This window comes from Chitinophaga sp. SVR4-12A, assembly GCF_056754765.1.
The window spans coordinates 413348-429662 of the sequence record NZ_JBPGWP010000002.1 but is presented as its reverse complement, the minus strand read 5'-3'; the positions used below and the strand labels follow the sequence as shown (position 1 = coordinate 429662).

Genomic DNA, 16315 nt, shown 5'->3' with positions numbered 1-16315 from the left:
GGCTTTTTTGTGTTATCGGAATATTTGATCTTAGTTGAAATCTTATCAGCGTTTGGAGGTAATAAAATGCCTGCTTACGCTTATCTATCTCTATTCAGTTTCATAAAAACAGCCGCCTCATTATATCCTTCCAATAGCACCTCCTTGTGTGCCTGGAAACCTAAATACCGTGCATACAAGGTTGCGTTTCTTCTTGTACTAGCCAGGCAATACGGCACTTCGTAACCTAAATTTTCATAATGCTTAATCGTCCATCTGGCAAGATGTATGGCATAACCGCTTCCACGCGCCTCAGGTAAGGCTGCCAGGTAATCGGGAAGCATACTTATTTTACGCTTAGCCGGATCAAGTTCCACATCCCCCATCTCATAAAGCCAATAATAACGCTTCACTCCTTCCGGGTCCAGTACATTATACCACCTTTTTTTCCATTCTCCCGGTTCTTCAAGCCCGTACCCGTGCCTCGTCCAAACCAAAACAATCTTGCGATCGGGGCTACTGTATAATGCACCACCTGAACTGAACGTATCCCTGACAACTGCTTCAAAAAAATCCTGCAACACGGCTTCAGTTGTTTTTTCACCGATCCAAAAGTTCAGAACAGGATCGTATAGAAAAGCTTTTGCGAGTACATCCCATTGCCAGGGTTCAGGCGTCTCCGCCTGAATAGGATCTGCAAACACTGGACTAGGGGTTAATTGTTCTAAGGTTTTGTTCATGAGAATAGGTTTTTATAATGTATCATAATGGTAAGAGGATAATAATGGTTATTTCAAAATTTTGAACCTGCGGAGGCATATTCAGGATTCAAATATCGTTCTCTTTACAAAAATTGCACGTCACGATATTACTAATTCGAAGTAGTATAATTACTACAGCTGTTATCAATGCCGGAAAATTAGCGGCTGGGCCAACACTAGCCGTTATGATAGAGGACATAACACGGGGATCACAACAAGAAGATTTAACACTATTAAAGCCGCGTAAATCAAATGACTTACGCGGCCTTCCTGTTTTAAGGGCGACAAAACTAAATCACTCGAAACTACTGATTGCTTCACTTACATCGTAGCCCGGATATCTCCATAAATCTCAGGATATTTATTAAACATCATAGACACAAACCCGCATTGTGGTATTATTTTCAAATTGTTTTCACGTGCATGATCGACTACCGCATTTATTAACTTTCTTCCGTATCCTTTTCTGCGTTGCGTAAGGCTAACACCTGTATGTCCTGCGTTTAATATACCTGGAGTAATGTTGACCATCATTCTTCCCACTTCCTGGCCATCCAGGATCAGTGAGAAAAAGGAGATTCCCCTTTCACCTTCATGTATTTCGATCTTTTCCATGCTATATTTACTATCCCTTGAAATATTGCTCTTTCACGATTTGGCCATTTTCCCATATTGAGCGAATGATCTCGTGCCAATATATATTGCTCCCGTCTTTCATTTCAAAACTGAAAATGTATTCAGAAAAAGAAGCGTTGTCATATGATACAGATCGGTGAAGCGTAATTTCGTTCACATTTTGAATGGCGCCGACAAATTCATTTAATTTCTTCAGCGTTGCTGGTTTTCCTTCTGTTACAGTGCCGTCAAAGTCGATAGTTTTGACATGGGGTGCGAAATACTTTTCCGCGGCCGCAATGATTTGGCCACCTGTTATCATTTCATTCTTTGCGTATGATAGCTCTTCAAGATGCTCTTTCATTTTCTATTTTTTGATGTGAATAATACTTGTCTAAAATATTTGAGTAGATCCTTATTACAATGGTGGGTAGTTACCTGTGCCTGCAGGTACCGCAGCATCATCGGACAGATAGGTGTCTATCACGATCTCACCTTGTAACAATTTAGCAACCGGGCAGTTTTTCGCTACCCAGAGCAGCCTTTCCTTTTGCTCATCCGTCACCGGCTGGCCAAACGAAACTGTTCTGAAGATCGAGGTCTTGAAAGGTTCAAGCTCCTGCAGCATGTTTACTGAACAATGTATGTCCGTAATATCCCATCCTTTTCTTTTGATATACATACGCAAAGTGGTCAAGGTACATCCGATCAATCCCGACAGTACAGTTGTAAACGGATCGGGTCCGATGTCCTTACCACCGTTAAACGACGGTTCATCCAACACCATCAGGCCAGCCCTCCAGTTGATGATGACCTCCTGGCGGCCTTTTACCAGGTCCCCGGTAATATCTTTTGGGAAGAGACGCAAGGTTTGTTTTTTACGGATCATGATATTCGGTTTCAAAATGGTTTATTAATCATTTCTACATTTACTTTGGGCCAATCGATCGGTACATTGGTGATTGCATATAATAGGTTCAGTGTCCAGATATTACCAACAGCGAGTACCACATCCACCAGGTGCCCCTGGTCATACCCTGCTTCATAAAAGTCCTCGAGAATGTCGCCTACTATTTTTCCGTTGGTAAGCGTAATGTTATGCGCCATTGCAGCTAAGGCTCTTAGCTTCCTGTCAAAACGAATATTATTCGCGCGTATGTCCAGGATCTCATCATTCGTGAAACCGATACGGCCGGCTATGACAGTGTGAAAACTCAGGCAATATGGGCATTGGTTCACCTGGCTAACTACCAGGTTCACTGTTTCACGCTCACAAACGCTTAGCGAACTTTTTTGCGTTAAGTATTTAAAATAGTTCTCAAGACCATTCTCGCTGCTTGCAAAAGCGGCAAAGATGTTGGGAACTATCCCGAACAGGTCCCTTAGTTCCCCAAAAATCCTTTTGTTCTTGTCTGAGATATCTTGCTCAGTAGACACTACAAACTGATTCATAAAATATGCTATTGATTAAACAGGTATGATTGTTTGTCCTTTTCACAAAAGTTGAAAATGGCCGGGGCATTTAAAGTGACATATATCACAGAATAAAATCGTTCTTATATCTATAGCATTAATTTTTCTGGTCTTTGTGACATATATCAAATAAAAAAAGAAAACTCCGTGCGTCCTTTGCAAACGATCTTTCTATGTCACTTTAAATAACGTTAAAAACTAAACAGATGAAATCAGAAACTCAACAGATGTCCGGCTCCTTTCCGCTTCCTACTACGCCGGAAGACATCATTCCCTCGCTGGTTAAACGATTTCATTCCGGTGACGTTCGCAACCAAATGGCCATGTACGCCCCGGATGCCGTGTTCATTGCCACCGATGGGCGAACGATCACTGATCACGCGGAGATCGCTGCAATCATCGAACGCGATATCAAGCTTGGTCTGCCGCTGGTAACCAATGTGCGCCATGTGTTCGTTGCCGGCGATACCGCACAGATTGTCGTGGATTGGTCGATTGATGGCAAGGGCCCTGACGGCAAAGACGTGCACCTTGGAGGGTCGGCATGTGATATTGCGCGCCGTGGTGCGGATGGGTTCTGGCGGTACATCATCGACAATAATCAAGGGACAGCGGTGCGACGGCCAGTCTGACGTATGCAGGTCTGCTGGACCCCTCAGTATTTTGAAATTGGCCTATCAAATCGGCCAGATCGGGCGCTAATTTTACAGCAGATTAATAAGTCCATTAGATACTTAATATTTAAATTATGTTGAAAACAACAGTGTTATGAAAGCAATAGTAGTGACAGACCAGGCTGCGGGAAATGCCGGGATGCGGCTTGTGGAGCGGCCCGCGCCCGAAGTAGCGATAAATGATGTGATCGTTGAGGTGCATGCATCGGCAATAACAGGAGATGAGCTGTCATGGCCCTCGACGTGGATCGATCGCGCCGGTAGAGATAGAACACCATCGATCCCAGGCCATGAGCTGGCTGGCATTGTCACCGCTCTTGGCTATGGAACGACGGGCCTGTCCATAGGACAACGCGTGTTCGGCCTTACGGACTGGTACCGCGACGGCACGCTGGCAGAGTACGTAGCCGTCGAGGCACGTAACCTTGCACCGCTGCCGGCCGATGTTGACTTCACAGATGGCGCGGCCCTCGTAATGCCTGGTCTGACTGCCTGGCAGGGGCTATTCGATCATGGCCGCCTCCGTGCGGGACAAACAGTTCTTGTACACGGTGCGGCTGGCGTGGTAGGCTCAATGGCAAGTCAACTCGCACGTGCGGCCGGTGCTTACATTATCGGCACAGGGCGCGCGCATGGTCGCCAGGCGGCGCTCGATTTCGGTGCACACGAGTACCTCGACCTTGAAAACGAAACGTTGCAGGATGTCGCCGGAGTCGATCTGGTTTTTGATGTCTTCGGCGGCGATATTGCCAATCAGTCCGCGGGACTGATCAGGCCCGGAGGAACGATAGTGTCGATCGCAGGCCCGATCGAAGCCATGCCAGCCAACGGATCGGCCATTGACTTTGTTGTGGTTGCGGATCCAAACCAATTGAATGAGATCGTACAGCGGCTGCGCGAAGGACGTCTGCGGACACACATCGGCAATATATCTTCTCTCAACGACGCGGTTGCGACCTTCAATTCGACCAAGCGGGTCAGCGGAAAGACGGTCATCCGCGTTCGCCCTTAAAAATCTGGACTTCGATGGAGTATGTACACTCAGTTTGGGATGCACATACTCCATTTTTTCTGCCTTCCCCAATGGCAACAGCTCATGAATAAGGAATTAAAAATAGAACTGGTAAATCCTCAAACCAATGTATTGGCGTTTCGGTTGATACAGTTTACCGATGACGAGTATTTTAAAAGTTTAAAAAGCTTTAACTGTTATAAAATAATCCTGATCAGGAAAGGAAAAGGCCGGTTAACCTTTGATGCTGCCAGGTATGATTTCTCAGAAAATTGCTTAATCAGATTTCCAATTTACCAACCTTTTCAAATCGAGGCAGATGGTCCACTTGATGGAATATTACTTCGGTTCCATCCGGATTTTTTTTGGAATCATAAGTATGATATGGAATTGACAAGCAAGCAGGTACTGTTTAAGAATATCGGTGAGACTCCTTTAATAAAAATCAGTAAAGAGGAGATGGATCAGCTCCTATACCCACTGGACCACCTTCTTTTAGAACTAAATAGGGACAGCTTAGGCCGTTATGATATTGCGATTTCCTGGGTGAAGATATTTATGATCTATGCCTCCCGGATAAAGATGGAAAGAGGCGTAATTCACCCGGAGAAACTCTCAGCAGCTCATTACGCTGTCCGGGAGCTGGTTAACGCAGTGGAACAGCACTTTCAGCACAAACACCGGCCGGCCGACTATGCAAAATTGCTGAACGTTTCTCTCAAAACGCTGAATCGCACCGCTAAGCAACATCTGGGAAAGACCGTTGGCGACATGATCTCAGAGCGCATCATAACGCAAGCTAAGCATGAATTATATTTAAGTGACAAGCCCATAAAACAAATTGCCTTTGATCTTGGATTTCAGGATGTGGCTTATTTCAGCCGGTTTTTTAAAGCGCAAACCACTATGTCTCCTGAGTTGTATCGTAAATCATTGAGCGTAGAGAGCAATCGTTAGAGATCGGCCATACTACTGCGTATCCTGGCCAGTGTTTCCCTTGTTATGCCAAGATAAGAAGCGATCATAGACATTGGAAGGCGATGATGTAATTGCGGAAAACAGCGGATAAATTGCCGGTATCTTTCTTCTGCCTGCTGACTGAGCATCATATATATCCTATCCCGGTTTGTCCTATATTCATCAATGATAATTTTAGTGTTTAATATATTTAGGTTGGGTATTTCTTTCAAAAGTGTTTTAAAGTGATCTGACGAAAGCTGCATAATAGTACTATCCTCCAAGGCATCGATAAATTCATTTGAAGGTGCGCCGGTTACAAGGCTTACACGATCGCTTGCCCAGTGATTGGCCGGCGAAAGGCTGAAGATATGTTCGTTGCCTTTGTTGTCGATCCTATACGACCGCAGACATCCGCTGCATACGAATGTATGAAACCTGCACACACTTCCTTCACGTAATAAGTATTGCTTCTTTTTAAGCTGGTTGGGCATTGCCAACGATTTAATAATGGCAATCTCTTTATCGGAAAATAAGCGATGGTTTCTAATATAATTCTCAAAGCATTCAAATATTCTCTCGGACATTAATTGCAAATAGCTGAATAGCTCAAGTAAAATTAACTGATATGGCAAGTGCAGAAAATGGACAAAAGGGACATTCTGTTGTAAAATCCATATCGGGCAGATGACAGATTGTATTGCAATAAACTGGAAAAAGCGAACCCTGATGAAAGATGATAGCGCATATAAAGACATTGTCCGGTGGTGGACAAAAAATGTCCATTTGCGGACAGTCACAAATTTGTTATGGAGCATAAACAGGCCGTTTCCAGATAGAAACGGCCTGTTTAACGAGTTGGCACCAGGTTTGTACGACAAAATAGAAACTAATAATGCGAGCTTATGCGCCGGACATATTTGGGTGAATTTGAAGAAGTCGTTTTATTGATGGTCGCTATTCTGGACGGAGAGGGCTACGGTGTTACGATCAGCGAGGCACTGGAAGCGCATACGGGACGTATAGTTACGTTCGGCACGGTGCATAACACGCTGATTCGTCTGGAAGAGAAGGGGTTTGTGAGCTCCGAACTGGGCGGAGCCACGGCCGAACGCGGAGGGCGACGTAAGCGGCTGTTTCGGATTACGGCGTTAGGAAGCAAGGCACTTCAGGAAATTCAGCAGCTCCGCCAGCACCTCTGGCAGTTGTTACCGCCTAACATACTTCGACTTGGTGGCATATGAAATCGTCTGTCCAACCTCCCCGCTGGGCCCAATGGCTGCTCACCCGACTGCATCCTGACAATACGTTGGAGGAGGTAGAAGGTGATTTAAATGAGCTATATACGTATTGGTATAAACGTTCGGGCAAAACCCAGGCCACGCTGCGTTACATTCTGAACGTAGTGTCGGTGCTGCCTCCGTTTGTGCGCAGAAGAAAAACGAATAGACAATATTATCAACAACCGGAGCGCCGGACCACTTCTAACCTAACATCCATCATGATTCGGAATTATCTGAAAATCGCGTATCGAAACCTGAAACGGCAAAAAGTTTCAACCAGCATCAATATAGTTGGTTTAGCCATCGGATTGGCTACCTGCATACTGATCACGCTTTATGTGCGGGATGAATTATCCTATGATCGCTATAATGAGAAAGCAGATCGGATTTTCCGGGTGGGATTCAAGCTGCGGTTGAACGGTGAGGACGTTAGTGGCCCCATAACGGGCCCGAATGTTGCCCGGGACTTACAACGGAAATTTCCGGAAGTATTAAAAACAACGCGCATCGTGAAGGGGGCTGAGTTTGTCAGCTACGGAACAAGCTCATTTAAAGAAGATAATCTGCTGTTTGCCGACTCAACTTTTTTTGATGTATTCACCATTTCCTTCGTTAAAGGGGATCCGAAGCGGGCGCTGACCGAACCAAATACCATGGTATTAACCGAGGAAACTGCCCGGAAATACTTTGGCAACCAGGACCCGGTCGGGAAAGTCTTATTATTTGGCAGTGAAAAGACGCCCTATCAGATTACGGGCGTGGTGAGAAATGTACCGGCGAACGCTCATTTTCGGTTCAATGTGCTGGCTTCGTTACCCGGTTATGATGAGCAGCATATCGGATGGGCATATAACATGAACTTTTACACCTACGTGGTGCTGCCCGAGAAATACGATTACAAACAGCTGGAGGTTAAAATTTCGCGGCTCGCTGAAAAAGAGGTTGGCGATGAATTACAACAATTTCTGCAACTCAGCCCGAAACAGTTCCGTGAGAAGGGTGACGATTTCGGTATCTTTCTCCAGCCACTCACCGATATTCATTTGCGTTCTCCCTTCGGTGGGACGGAGTTAAGCCCGGGGGGAAATATTCTATACATATACGTACTTACCGCCATTGCTGCCTTTATGTTGCTGATAGCCTGTGTGAACTTTATGAACCTGTCGACGGCCACGGCAGCCCGGCGTTCGCGTGAGGTAGGCGTACGTAAAGTGCTGGGATCTGTAAAAGGTCAATTGCAGCAACAATTTCTGATTGAATCGGTTTTGCTTGCGATTGCAGCATTGCTCGTTGGATTACTGGTTGTGGGCTTTGCTTTGCCCTTCTTTAATCAGCTGACAGGCAAGACCCTTACGCTGCGATTATTGACCAACGGATTTGTAATCGCCGGTTTAGTGGCTGGTACTGTGTTAGTGGGGTTGTTGGCAGGCAGTTATCCGGCCTTTTACCTGTCTTCATTTAAGCCAGTTTTGGTGTTGAAAGGGCGGATTACCACCGGACGCAACAGCTTTAACCTGCGAAGTGGCCTGGTGGTGTTTCAATTTTTTATCACCATTTCGATGATTATTGCCACTGTTACCGCAGACCGGCAACTACGTTACATGCAAACGCAGAAAATCGGCTTTAACCGCGAACAGGTGCTGGTTATTCATGATACGCAGATGCTTCACAATAACGAAGCCGTATTTCGGGATAAGATCATCCAATCTCCGCAAGTCATCATGGGGAGTATTTCAGGACAAGTACCCGTTGGAAATTCAGCCATCGATAACACCCCCGTAATGTCCAGAGAGAACCCTTCTAAAAGTGTAATGAGCCGATTCTACAAAGTTGATGATGAATATATTCCTACATTGGGAATGCGTTTGGTGCAGGGGCGTAATTTTTCAAAAAGCTTCCCTGCCGATTCCTTTGCTGTTATCCTGAATGAAACGGCTGTACGGGCCTTAGGCTGGCAGCAGCACCCGATCGGAAGAGAGCTGATCGGCCACGTTGATGATAATGGTGTAAAAACATATTATCGGGTCATTGGTGTTGTAAGCGACTTTCATTTCGAATCCCTGCGGCAGAAAATCGGGCCTTTAGTCATGTTTTTGGGCGGAAATTCAGGTAACATCCTGGTCAAAACCCGTACTGATAAAGTTCCGCAGTTGCTCGCTTCACTGAAGCGGCAGTGGGAGTCTTTTTCACCTGCAGCCCCTTTCTCCTATTCGTTTTTAAATGATCGATTTGAGCACGTTTATCTCGATGAGCAAAAAATAGAACAGGTATTGACGCTCTTTTCAAGCCTGACTATCTTCATTGCCTGTTTAGGGTTGTTTGGATTGACTACCTACACCGCCGAACAGCGTACAAAAGAGATTGGCGTACGGAAAGTGCTGGGCGCATCCGTCAGCAGTGTCGTGGCCTTGCTCTCCAAAGACTTCCTCAAACTTATTCTGTTAGCGCTGGTGCTGGCTTCCCCTATTGCGGGGTGGTGTATGAATCAATGGCTGAAAGGATTTGCCTATAAGGTTACAATTGACTGGTGGATTTTTGCGCTGGCAGGATTGCTGGCGGTCGGTATTGCCTTGCTGACGGTGAGTTTTCAGAGTATCAAAGCCGCGCTAACGAATCCGATAAAAAGCTTACGTAGTGAATAGCGCACAACACCGGACATGACAGTTTCATATTTCAGTAACCTTATTTCAATTCTCTCCGGAGCTAGTCTTTGGGAGTGACTATCAAATTCGCAAAATGTGCATCAGTGCCATAGCCGATCCAAAGCCCGATCGCTCCCTCCTGATCCGGACCATGCTTCAGGTCGTTGACGATTAACGTAGGTTGGGTAGCCCCGTGTACGTACAACCGCGCTTTATCGCCCTGCACCTCGATCCGGACCTTCGTCCATTCGCCGGCTACTAAGTCCACGTATGACTCATATTTCTCCGGCGTTTCTTTCCGCGACCGATACCAGGGATAGTCTGGATATGAATAGTACTGCACTGAGTGATTGCGACGAACCTGGTCTTCGGCCCGACCATTGGTGGGACGTAGATAGATACACTCGAATCTGGATGTATCGTCTGCAATGCGGAAGGCGATGCCCACAAAACCGCGGGCTAATTCCCCTGCCTGCGGCAGCGGTTTAGCTGCCAGCTCCAGCTCAATGGCGCCGTTATGAAAACGCAGATTCCTGATCCTGGCATGGGCTACTTCCGCGCCATTTGCGCTCATACCAGTATCGACTACCCGTAGACTCGATTTGCCAAGGTATTGCTCCACTGACACCTGGGCTTTAACGGGCAGTATGCCATCCAAGGTATTGAGGGGAATCTTTTGCTGACCAGATTGAGCCATCGCTGCACTTCCCGCAATAATGGTGAAGGCAACAACAAAAATGAAGTTTCTTCTCATGGATTTGCAGTTTACTGTTATTTATTCTGATCTCAGGCTCTTCACCGGATTCACCCAAGCCGCTTTGAAACTTTGGAAGCTTACTGTCAGCAGTGCAATAAACGTAGTGGCCAATCCCGCCAGCGCAAACATCCACAATTCCATGTCGATCTTATAGGCAAAATTCTGAAGCCGGTATTTCATAACATACCAGGCGAGCGGACAGGCAATCACGACAGCGATCAATACCAATTTCAGGAATTCACCCAGCAGCAGCCGCACTATACCACTGACAGAAGCACCCAGCACTTTCCTGACCCCGATTTCTTTGGTTCGCCTTTCGGTTGTAAAACTGGCCAATGCAAATGTGGAAATTTCCAGCGATGGATGGTTTGTGTTAGCGGGTGATTATTTCTTTTCGGTCCAGATATAGCCCCGCGTAGTGGGATATTCCATATCTTTATTTGGACGCCGCTCTATGGCATCAATTACATTAAAACCCGTTTCATAGAGTAAAGCCACTATCTCGTCTGTCTTAAAGAAAATCAAATCAACATCCACTTCTTTGTCATGAGCTTTGTCAAAATGCACGATCTCCTCTCCTACGTGAAAAGAGAATAAAAAGTCTCCTCCCGGTTTCAACACCCTGTTGATTTCCCCGAAACACTTCCTGACCTGGTCAATATTAAAATGCACGATTGCGTAGAATGCCAGTGCGCTTCCAAGATGTGCTGCCGGATAAGCGATGTTGAGCAAGTCACCTGTTTCGAATTTAATCTCAGGGGAAAGTTTCCGGGCCACCTTCACCATCGCAGGCGACAGATCAATACCAACGATGTTTTTCAGGCCGTTGTTATACAGAAAATTTGTTGTTTGCCCGGGGCCGCAGCCAAAGTCGGCACACAGTCCCTTGTCTTTATTGGAAGATGCAAATTCCTTCAATAATAAGCGGTCGATATGTTTTTTGTTGAGCTCATCCCAACGTTCCACCGCATAGTCGTCGGCTACCTGGTTATAACAGTGTAATACTTTCTCCTGTGAATTCATATGATGGGTTCAATTAGATGCCATTACTTTGCACCGTTCTTCGGTTCATACGCTCCATACACTGCATCGCGGAAGCGCTTATGTAGCTTTACTTTGTCGAAGGGCATCAGCTGTGTGAACAATACCGCTGTAAGGTCATTGGCAGGGTCTACCCAGAATAAGGTGCTGGCGGCGCCATCCCAAAAGAATTCGCCCACTGCCCCATTGTTCTCGTCTTTAGTGGTGGGCGCCTGTGTACGTACGGCAAAGTCGATTCCAAAACCTACGCGACCTTTACCGGGCAGCCAGCTGCGCTTTGAAATGGTATCCGGCAGCTGATTGGTAGCCATCAGCTCCACTGTTTCCGGCTTTAGTATACGCACATTGCCTAAACGGCCTTTGTTCACCAGCATTTGTGCAAACTTCATGTAATCATCGAGGGTGGAGGTCAGGCCCCAGCCACCGGGTTTTAAAGCATGCACTTTAGTATGCATAAAATTGGCGCGTTCATCAGGTACGCGGGTAAGTGTGCCATCGTCGCTGCGGTTGTATAATGCTGCCAGCCGTTTCTGATCGCTTTCGGGCACCGTAAAACCGGTATTGGTCATTTTCAGCGGATCGAAAATGGTTTCCTTCAGATACTGATCGAATGGTTTGCCGGACAGCTTTTCTACCAGGTAAGCCTGTACGTCTACCGAAACGCCATAAGCCCATTCATCACCAGGATGAAACTGCAGGGGTAAGCCGGCGATCCTTTTCGCCATTTCAGGAAGAGTGTTTTCGGGATTCATTGGCTGCGCCTTTTGTATGGCGGCAGCCAAAGCAGGATTGTCGTCTGTAGCAAAGCCCGCGGTATGACGGGTAATATCACGAATTGTAATGGGGCGTTTGGCAGGTTCCAATATGAAATTGCCGCTGGCATCCACACCCTTGTATACTTTCATATCTGCAAATTCAGGCGCATATTTCGACAAGGGATCATCGAGTTGAAAAGCGCCCTTTTCATACAATGTCATCAGCGCCACACCGGTGATTGGTTTAGTCATGGAGTAAATTCGCACAATGGTATTGCGGTCCATCGGCACATGGCCTTCACGATCGGCAAGGCCATAGGCATGATAATACACTTCCTTTCCCTTTTCAAAGATCAGGGCGGATAGCCCAACAGTTTTGTTGGAATCGATGAAGCTTTTTAAGGTAGCATCTATACGCGATTTAACGCTGGCATTGATGACAGCGGCGGGCGCATTTTTTTGTTGCAAAAGCTGGTACGCACTCAATACAAAGAGCGCCGGTAGTAACAAGACAAGAATGGCTTTTTTCATGGGGGGAACGGTTTAGTCTTTCAAAACGGATGTTTGAATGTAATGATTTTTGGGGAAATGTCGGGATCATTCGTCAAAATTAAAAAGCAGTTGCTCTTAGACAATTTTCACAGCCTTTGACGCATGTTGTTTCCGGAATGTCGTCAGGGCCATATTCCTCTGCTTTTTAAAATACTTATTCAAATGGCTTTCATCCGTAAAGCCGAACTCCACTGCTATTTCGTTCACACGCATATCACTGAACTTCAGGCGGTGCTCAATCAGCCGCAATTTATACTGCGTAATAAAATGCTGTAAGGTCTCTCCCGAACGCCGCTGGAAGTACTGTCCGATATAGCCGGCAGAAACACCGAAAGCCTTCCCAATGGCTGCAGCCTTCAATTTGGCAGGATCAAAGATATGATCCTCGATGTAATGAATAATATCCAGCAATTTTTTATCCGTGTTTTCCGACGCCAGTGGCCCCGCTTTTTCAATATTGCGGGCCGCAATAACGATCAACGCGTTCACGAAATGCTTTATGATATCCTCCTGGTAAAGGTCGGGATGTTCCAGCGAATGCAACAGCGAAGTAGCAATAGATTGTACCAGTACATTATCGGCAGGCGTTTTCATGATGCACCCGGTAAAATGACGGGCATAGTACAGGATGCATTCCATCTGGTTCATCTTTCCCCATTCGAAAGATCTGACATAACTGCTGCTGAAACGTACCATCAGAAATTCGGTAGCTTGTTCCAGCTCAAAATGATGTATATCGTCAGGAGTCAGCAGTATCACGCTTCCCGGTTTGAATGCCGTGCGATGCGATTCAAGTCCCAGGTAGCCCTGACCGCTCACTACAATACAGATCTGGAAGAAATTATTCTGAAAATCCACTGTACATACTGCTTCCATTTTCTGGCGGACCACCTCCAGCGGTGTATGCATCGTTAACCTTACCATATTGTAAAAGTACCCCTTTTTATAAAATTTGTACCGACCTTTTGTCAGATACCGGTATAATTTAGCGATCTCATTTGAAAACCCATGCGATATCAAACTCAAGGACAATTGACGAACTGGCGTGCATTGATAGCTATTTGCCTGGCGGCACTGATGTTCGGACTGGAGATCACCAGTGTGCCGGTTATTCTACCTACGCTTGAAAAAGCCCTGGGCAGTAATTTCAGCCAGCTGCAGTGGATCATGAACGCCTATACGATCGCCTGTACCATGGTGCTGATGGGCACGGGCACACTGGCCGACCGTTTCGGGCGTAAACGGGTGTTTATCACTAACGTTATTGGTTTTGGTATCACTTCCATCATTTGTGGTATTGCCGGCACCACGGAACTGCTGATAGCAAGCCGTTTTTTCCAGGGCATGACCGGCGGGGCCATGTTCATTTGTACCATCGCCCTGCTTTCTCACCAGTTTCCGGATGGGCCGCAGCGGAGTAAAGCGTTTGCAGCCTGGGGCATTATAGCGGGCATTGGTCTGGGCTTTGGGCCGATCATCGGCAGCATCATCAGCGAAACGATCAACTGGAGATGGGTGTTTCTCATACACGGAGCGTTAGCGCTGGGAACGATCGTGCTTGCTATACCATCGATAGCGGAATCAAGAGATCCCAATGCGGCCCAGCTGGATCTGACAGGAATCCTGCTCCTGTCTGCAGCCGTGTTCGCACTCACCTATTATATCACACAGGGGCCGGAAAACGGCTTCACCAGCAGCTTTTCCCTGCTTGTTCTCCTGGCCGCCGTGGTGCTGATCATCCTTTTTATATGGGCGGAGCTCCGCCAGTCATATCCCATGATCGATTTTAAGGTGTTCCGGGTACGACGGTTCAGCGGCGCAATCATGGGGTGCATCGGAATGAACTTCTCCTTCTGGCCTTTAATGGTTTTTCTTCCATTGTATTTCCAGGCAGTGCTGCGTTATGATACGCTGACCACCGGTATGTGTTTGTTGGCCTATACGCTCCCTACCCTGCTATTTCCACCTGTGGGCGAGCGCCTCATGCTGCGATACGGCGCCGGACGTGTTATTCCCTTCGGCTTGTTGTTGATCGGAGCTGGTTTCTTTACCATGTATGCAGGCGGCAAAACGGGTTGGATGGTCCTTTTACTAGGTTGTGTACTGGCTGGCAGCGGCCTGGGTATGGTCAATACGCCCGTCACCAACACCGCTACTGCTGCGGTGCCGCGCGACCGTGCCGGAATGGCATCAGGTATTGACGTTAGCAGCCGGCTGATCACCCTGGCCATCAACATTGCGCTGATGGGATTTCTGCTGGTACAGGGCACTTTTTCTTACCTGATGGATGCGCTCCCCGTGGCGGGTCCGGACAAGCTCTTTGCACTTTCCAAACAGCTCGTAGCCGGCAGCCTGACAGTTGAACAGATCCTGAACATAGAAACATTAATGGGCGTACGGCAACAAAACATTTTCGGCAAAGCGTTAGAACAGGGCTTCGGCAGGGTGTTTTTATACGGAGGTGCGGGCGTGTCGGTGTTGGCGCTGATCAGTTTCCTGATCTTTCATCCGCTGAAGAAAGCGGATTAGTTAAATATGCGATTTTCCTGCCTGATTTTAACTTAAGTGAAAAATGCGCAGCACAAAACTGCAGAACTTTGGCATCACAAAACACTTAAATTTAAAATCATGACATCAAACGCAGCTGCTAACGCAGCAATAGATGTTCAGGCACTTGACACTGCCAGATCATTACGCAGGCTTTATTTCATTCGTGCAGGATTTTCTGTAAGCTGGGTGATCCTTCTCAGCATTTTCACGAAAACATCCGTGGGCGTTACCAGTATTTTGCTCATCATCTACCCGGTATGGGATGTGATCGGGACCTTTTGGGATATCCGGGCTAATCAAAACAGCCCATCCAAAACACCGCAATACATCAACGCTGCCATCAGTATGGTAACTACCGTAGCCGTTGGCCTGGCCTTACAAAAAGGTGTGCCGGCAACATTAATGGTTTTCGGCGCCTGGGCCATCCTGACCGGCTTCATTCAACTGCTTTTGGGCTTACAACGCAGAAGGCTATTAGGCGGCCAGTGGCCGATGATCCTCAGTGGCGGGCAGTCGGTTATCGCAGGCGTGTCCTTTATCATGCTGGCGCATGCGCCTACAATGGGCATCACTAACCTGGCCGGCTATGCTGCCTTTGGTGCATTTTATTACCTGCTTTCTGCTTTCCGTTTGTCAAAAACGGTTAAGCGGCTTAGCGCTTGATACGTTTCCTGATCCGGCTGAGCGAAGGATTTGTAATGCCTAAAAAAGATGCGATATGGTATGCGGGAATACGGTCTACTATATTCGGATGCTCTTCCAGCAATCTCAGGTAACGCTCTTCATGCGAAAAGAACATGAATTCTTCTGTGCGGCTTTGCGCATAAGCAAAGAACAATTCGGCCAGCAAACGGCCGAATTTCGCCCAGTTAGGATTGGCCTCATACAGGGCGTTGAGATCCCTATATGAAATGAAGACGATTTCCGAGTCCTCCATCGCTTCTATAAAGTACCAGCAGGGACTTTGCGATATGAAGCTTCTGAAAGAAACGACGAATTGATTTTCCGAAAAAAAGAAAAGGTTTTTATCTTCCTCCGTCTTTGGATCATGATAATAGATCCGGAAAATCCCCTTCACTACCAGGCCAAGGTCATTGCAAACCATCCGCTGCATGTTAAAGAAATCACCTTTGCTGATTTTCCTTGCTTTCCAGAATGGCTGACCTTCGGCAATATCTTCATCCGCCAATGCCGCAAAGTTTTTCAGGTGCCGGGATATGATCTCGTTCTTATCAGTCATTTGATCGACGTATTAATAGATACA

19 protein-coding genes are annotated in these 16315 nt (G+C 46.8%); 7 read left to right on the top strand and 12 right to left on the bottom strand.

Annotation, left to right across the window (positions count from 1 at the left end):
• Nucleotides 1-80: 80 nt before the first annotated feature.
• The 5 genes from ACR9Y8_RS28145 to ACR9Y8_RS28125 all read right to left on the bottom strand — a co-directional run bounded on the left by ACR9Y8_RS28145 (nucleotide 81) and on the right by ACR9Y8_RS28125 (nucleotide 2807).
• Complete coding sequence (locus ACR9Y8_RS28145) at nucleotides 81-719, bottom strand: hypothetical protein (protein WP_481216632.1); 639 nt, start codon at nucleotides 717-719, stop codon at nucleotides 81-83.
• 342 nt (nucleotides 720-1061) lie between these two features.
• The gene (locus ACR9Y8_RS28140) at nucleotides 1062-1355 is read right to left on the bottom strand and encodes a GNAT family N-acetyltransferase (RefSeq protein WP_481216631.1); all 294 of its coding nucleotides are present in this window, start codon (nucleotides 1353-1355) and stop codon (nucleotides 1062-1064) included.
• A gap of 10 nt (nucleotides 1356-1365) precedes the next feature.
• A complete protein-coding gene (locus ACR9Y8_RS28135) occupies nucleotides 1366-1719 on the bottom strand; it encodes a hypothetical protein (protein ID WP_481216630.1) in 354 nt (117 codons plus the stop codon).
• 54 nt (nucleotides 1720-1773) lie between these two features.
• The gene (locus ACR9Y8_RS28130; protein WP_481216629.1) at nucleotides 1774-2244 is read right to left on the bottom strand and encodes an OsmC family protein; all 471 of its coding nucleotides are present in this window, start codon (nucleotides 2242-2244) and stop codon (nucleotides 1774-1776) included.
• An 11-nt stretch (nucleotides 2245-2255) separates the two neighbouring features.
• Nucleotides 2256-2807 (bottom strand): carboxymuconolactone decarboxylase family protein, encoded by a 552-nt coding sequence (locus tag ACR9Y8_RS28125; RefSeq protein WP_481216628.1) that lies wholly within the window; start codon nucleotides 2805-2807, stop codon nucleotides 2256-2258.
• A 227-nt stretch (nucleotides 2808-3034) separates the two neighbouring features.
• Here ACR9Y8_RS28125 and ACR9Y8_RS28120 point away from each other — a divergent pair, with 227 nt between their 5' ends.
• The 3 genes from ACR9Y8_RS28120 (at nucleotide 3035) to ACR9Y8_RS28110 (ending at nucleotide 5471) form a co-directional block, all read left to right on the top strand.
• Nucleotides 3035-3460 (top strand): YybH family protein, encoded by a 426-nt coding sequence (locus ACR9Y8_RS28120; protein WP_481216627.1) that lies wholly within the window; start codon nucleotides 3035-3037, stop codon nucleotides 3458-3460.
• 136 nt (nucleotides 3461-3596) lie between these two features.
• Nucleotides 3597-4514: an NADP-dependent oxidoreductase gene (locus tag ACR9Y8_RS28115; protein ID WP_481216626.1), complete on the top strand. Its 918-nt coding sequence runs from the start codon at nucleotides 3597-3599 to the stop codon at nucleotides 4512-4514.
• Nucleotides 4515-4598: 84 nt separating this feature from the next.
• A complete protein-coding gene (locus ACR9Y8_RS28110) occupies nucleotides 4599-5471 on the top strand; it encodes a helix-turn-helix domain-containing protein (RefSeq protein ID WP_481216625.1) in 873 nt (290 codons plus the stop codon).
• Here the strand turns inward: ACR9Y8_RS28110 and ACR9Y8_RS28105 are convergent.
• Entirely contained in the window at nucleotides 5468-6289 is an 822-nt protein-coding gene (locus tag ACR9Y8_RS28105; RefSeq protein ID WP_481216624.1) for a Crp/Fnr family transcriptional regulator, read from the bottom strand. The genes ACR9Y8_RS28110 and ACR9Y8_RS28105 overlap by 4 nt on opposite strands.
• Before the next feature lie 87 nt (nucleotides 6290-6376).
• Between ACR9Y8_RS28105 and ACR9Y8_RS28100 the strand changes: the two genes are divergently transcribed.
• Nucleotides 6377-6715 (top strand): PadR family transcriptional regulator, encoded by a 339-nt coding sequence (locus tag ACR9Y8_RS28100; RefSeq protein WP_481216623.1) that lies wholly within the window; start codon nucleotides 6377-6379, stop codon nucleotides 6713-6715.
• Nucleotides 6712-9396, top strand: a complete 2685-nt coding sequence (locus tag ACR9Y8_RS28095; protein ID WP_481216622.1) for an ABC transporter permease — start codon at nucleotides 6712-6714, stop codon at nucleotides 9394-9396. Before ACR9Y8_RS28100 ends, ACR9Y8_RS28095 begins: the two co-directional genes overlap by 4 nt.
• Nucleotides 9397-9457: 61 nt before the next feature.
• Here ACR9Y8_RS28095 and ACR9Y8_RS28090 read toward each other — a convergent pair whose 3' ends face one another.
• From ACR9Y8_RS28090 to ACR9Y8_RS28070, 5 genes are all read right to left on the bottom strand, one after another.
• Complete coding sequence (locus tag ACR9Y8_RS28090; protein ID WP_481216621.1) at nucleotides 9458-10150, bottom strand: hypothetical protein; 693 nt, start codon at nucleotides 10148-10150, stop codon at nucleotides 9458-9460.
• 21 nt (nucleotides 10151-10171) lie between these two features.
• Nucleotides 10172-10489, bottom strand: a complete 318-nt coding sequence (locus tag ACR9Y8_RS28085; RefSeq protein WP_481216620.1) for an ABC transporter permease — start codon at nucleotides 10487-10489, stop codon at nucleotides 10172-10174.
• A gap of 48 nt (nucleotides 10490-10537) precedes the next feature.
• The gene (locus ACR9Y8_RS28080; protein ID WP_481216619.1) at nucleotides 10538-11176 is read right to left on the bottom strand and encodes a class I SAM-dependent methyltransferase; all 639 of its coding nucleotides are present in this window, start codon (nucleotides 11174-11176) and stop codon (nucleotides 10538-10540) included.
• Between the two features lie 23 nt (nucleotides 11177-11199).
• On the bottom strand, nucleotides 11200-12480 hold the full coding sequence (locus tag ACR9Y8_RS28075) for a serine hydrolase domain-containing protein (RefSeq protein ID WP_481216618.1): 1281 nt from the start codon (nucleotides 12478-12480) through the stop codon (nucleotides 11200-11202).
• A gap of 96 nt (nucleotides 12481-12576) precedes the next feature.
• Nucleotides 12577-13425 (bottom strand): AraC family transcriptional regulator, encoded by an 849-nt coding sequence (locus ACR9Y8_RS28070; protein WP_481216617.1) that lies wholly within the window; start codon nucleotides 13423-13425, stop codon nucleotides 12577-12579.
• Nucleotides 13426-13509: 84 nt separating this feature from the next.
• Between ACR9Y8_RS28070 and ACR9Y8_RS28065 the strand changes: the two genes are divergently transcribed.
• Complete coding sequence (locus tag ACR9Y8_RS28065; protein ID WP_481216616.1) at nucleotides 13510-15030, top strand: MFS transporter; 1521 nt, start codon at nucleotides 13510-13512, stop codon at nucleotides 15028-15030.
• A 99-nt stretch (nucleotides 15031-15129) separates the two neighbouring features.
• A complete protein-coding gene (locus ACR9Y8_RS28060; RefSeq protein ID WP_481216615.1) occupies nucleotides 15130-15714 on the top strand; it encodes a DUF308 domain-containing protein in 585 nt (194 codons plus the stop codon).
• Here the strand turns inward: ACR9Y8_RS28060 and ACR9Y8_RS28055 are convergent.
• Nucleotides 15704-16291: a Crp/Fnr family transcriptional regulator gene (locus ACR9Y8_RS28055; RefSeq protein WP_481216614.1), complete on the bottom strand. Its 588-nt coding sequence runs from the start codon at nucleotides 16289-16291 to the stop codon at nucleotides 15704-15706. The two genes, ACR9Y8_RS28060 and ACR9Y8_RS28055, sit on opposite strands and share 11 nt — an antisense overlap.
• Nucleotides 16292-16315 lie beyond the last annotated feature (24 nt).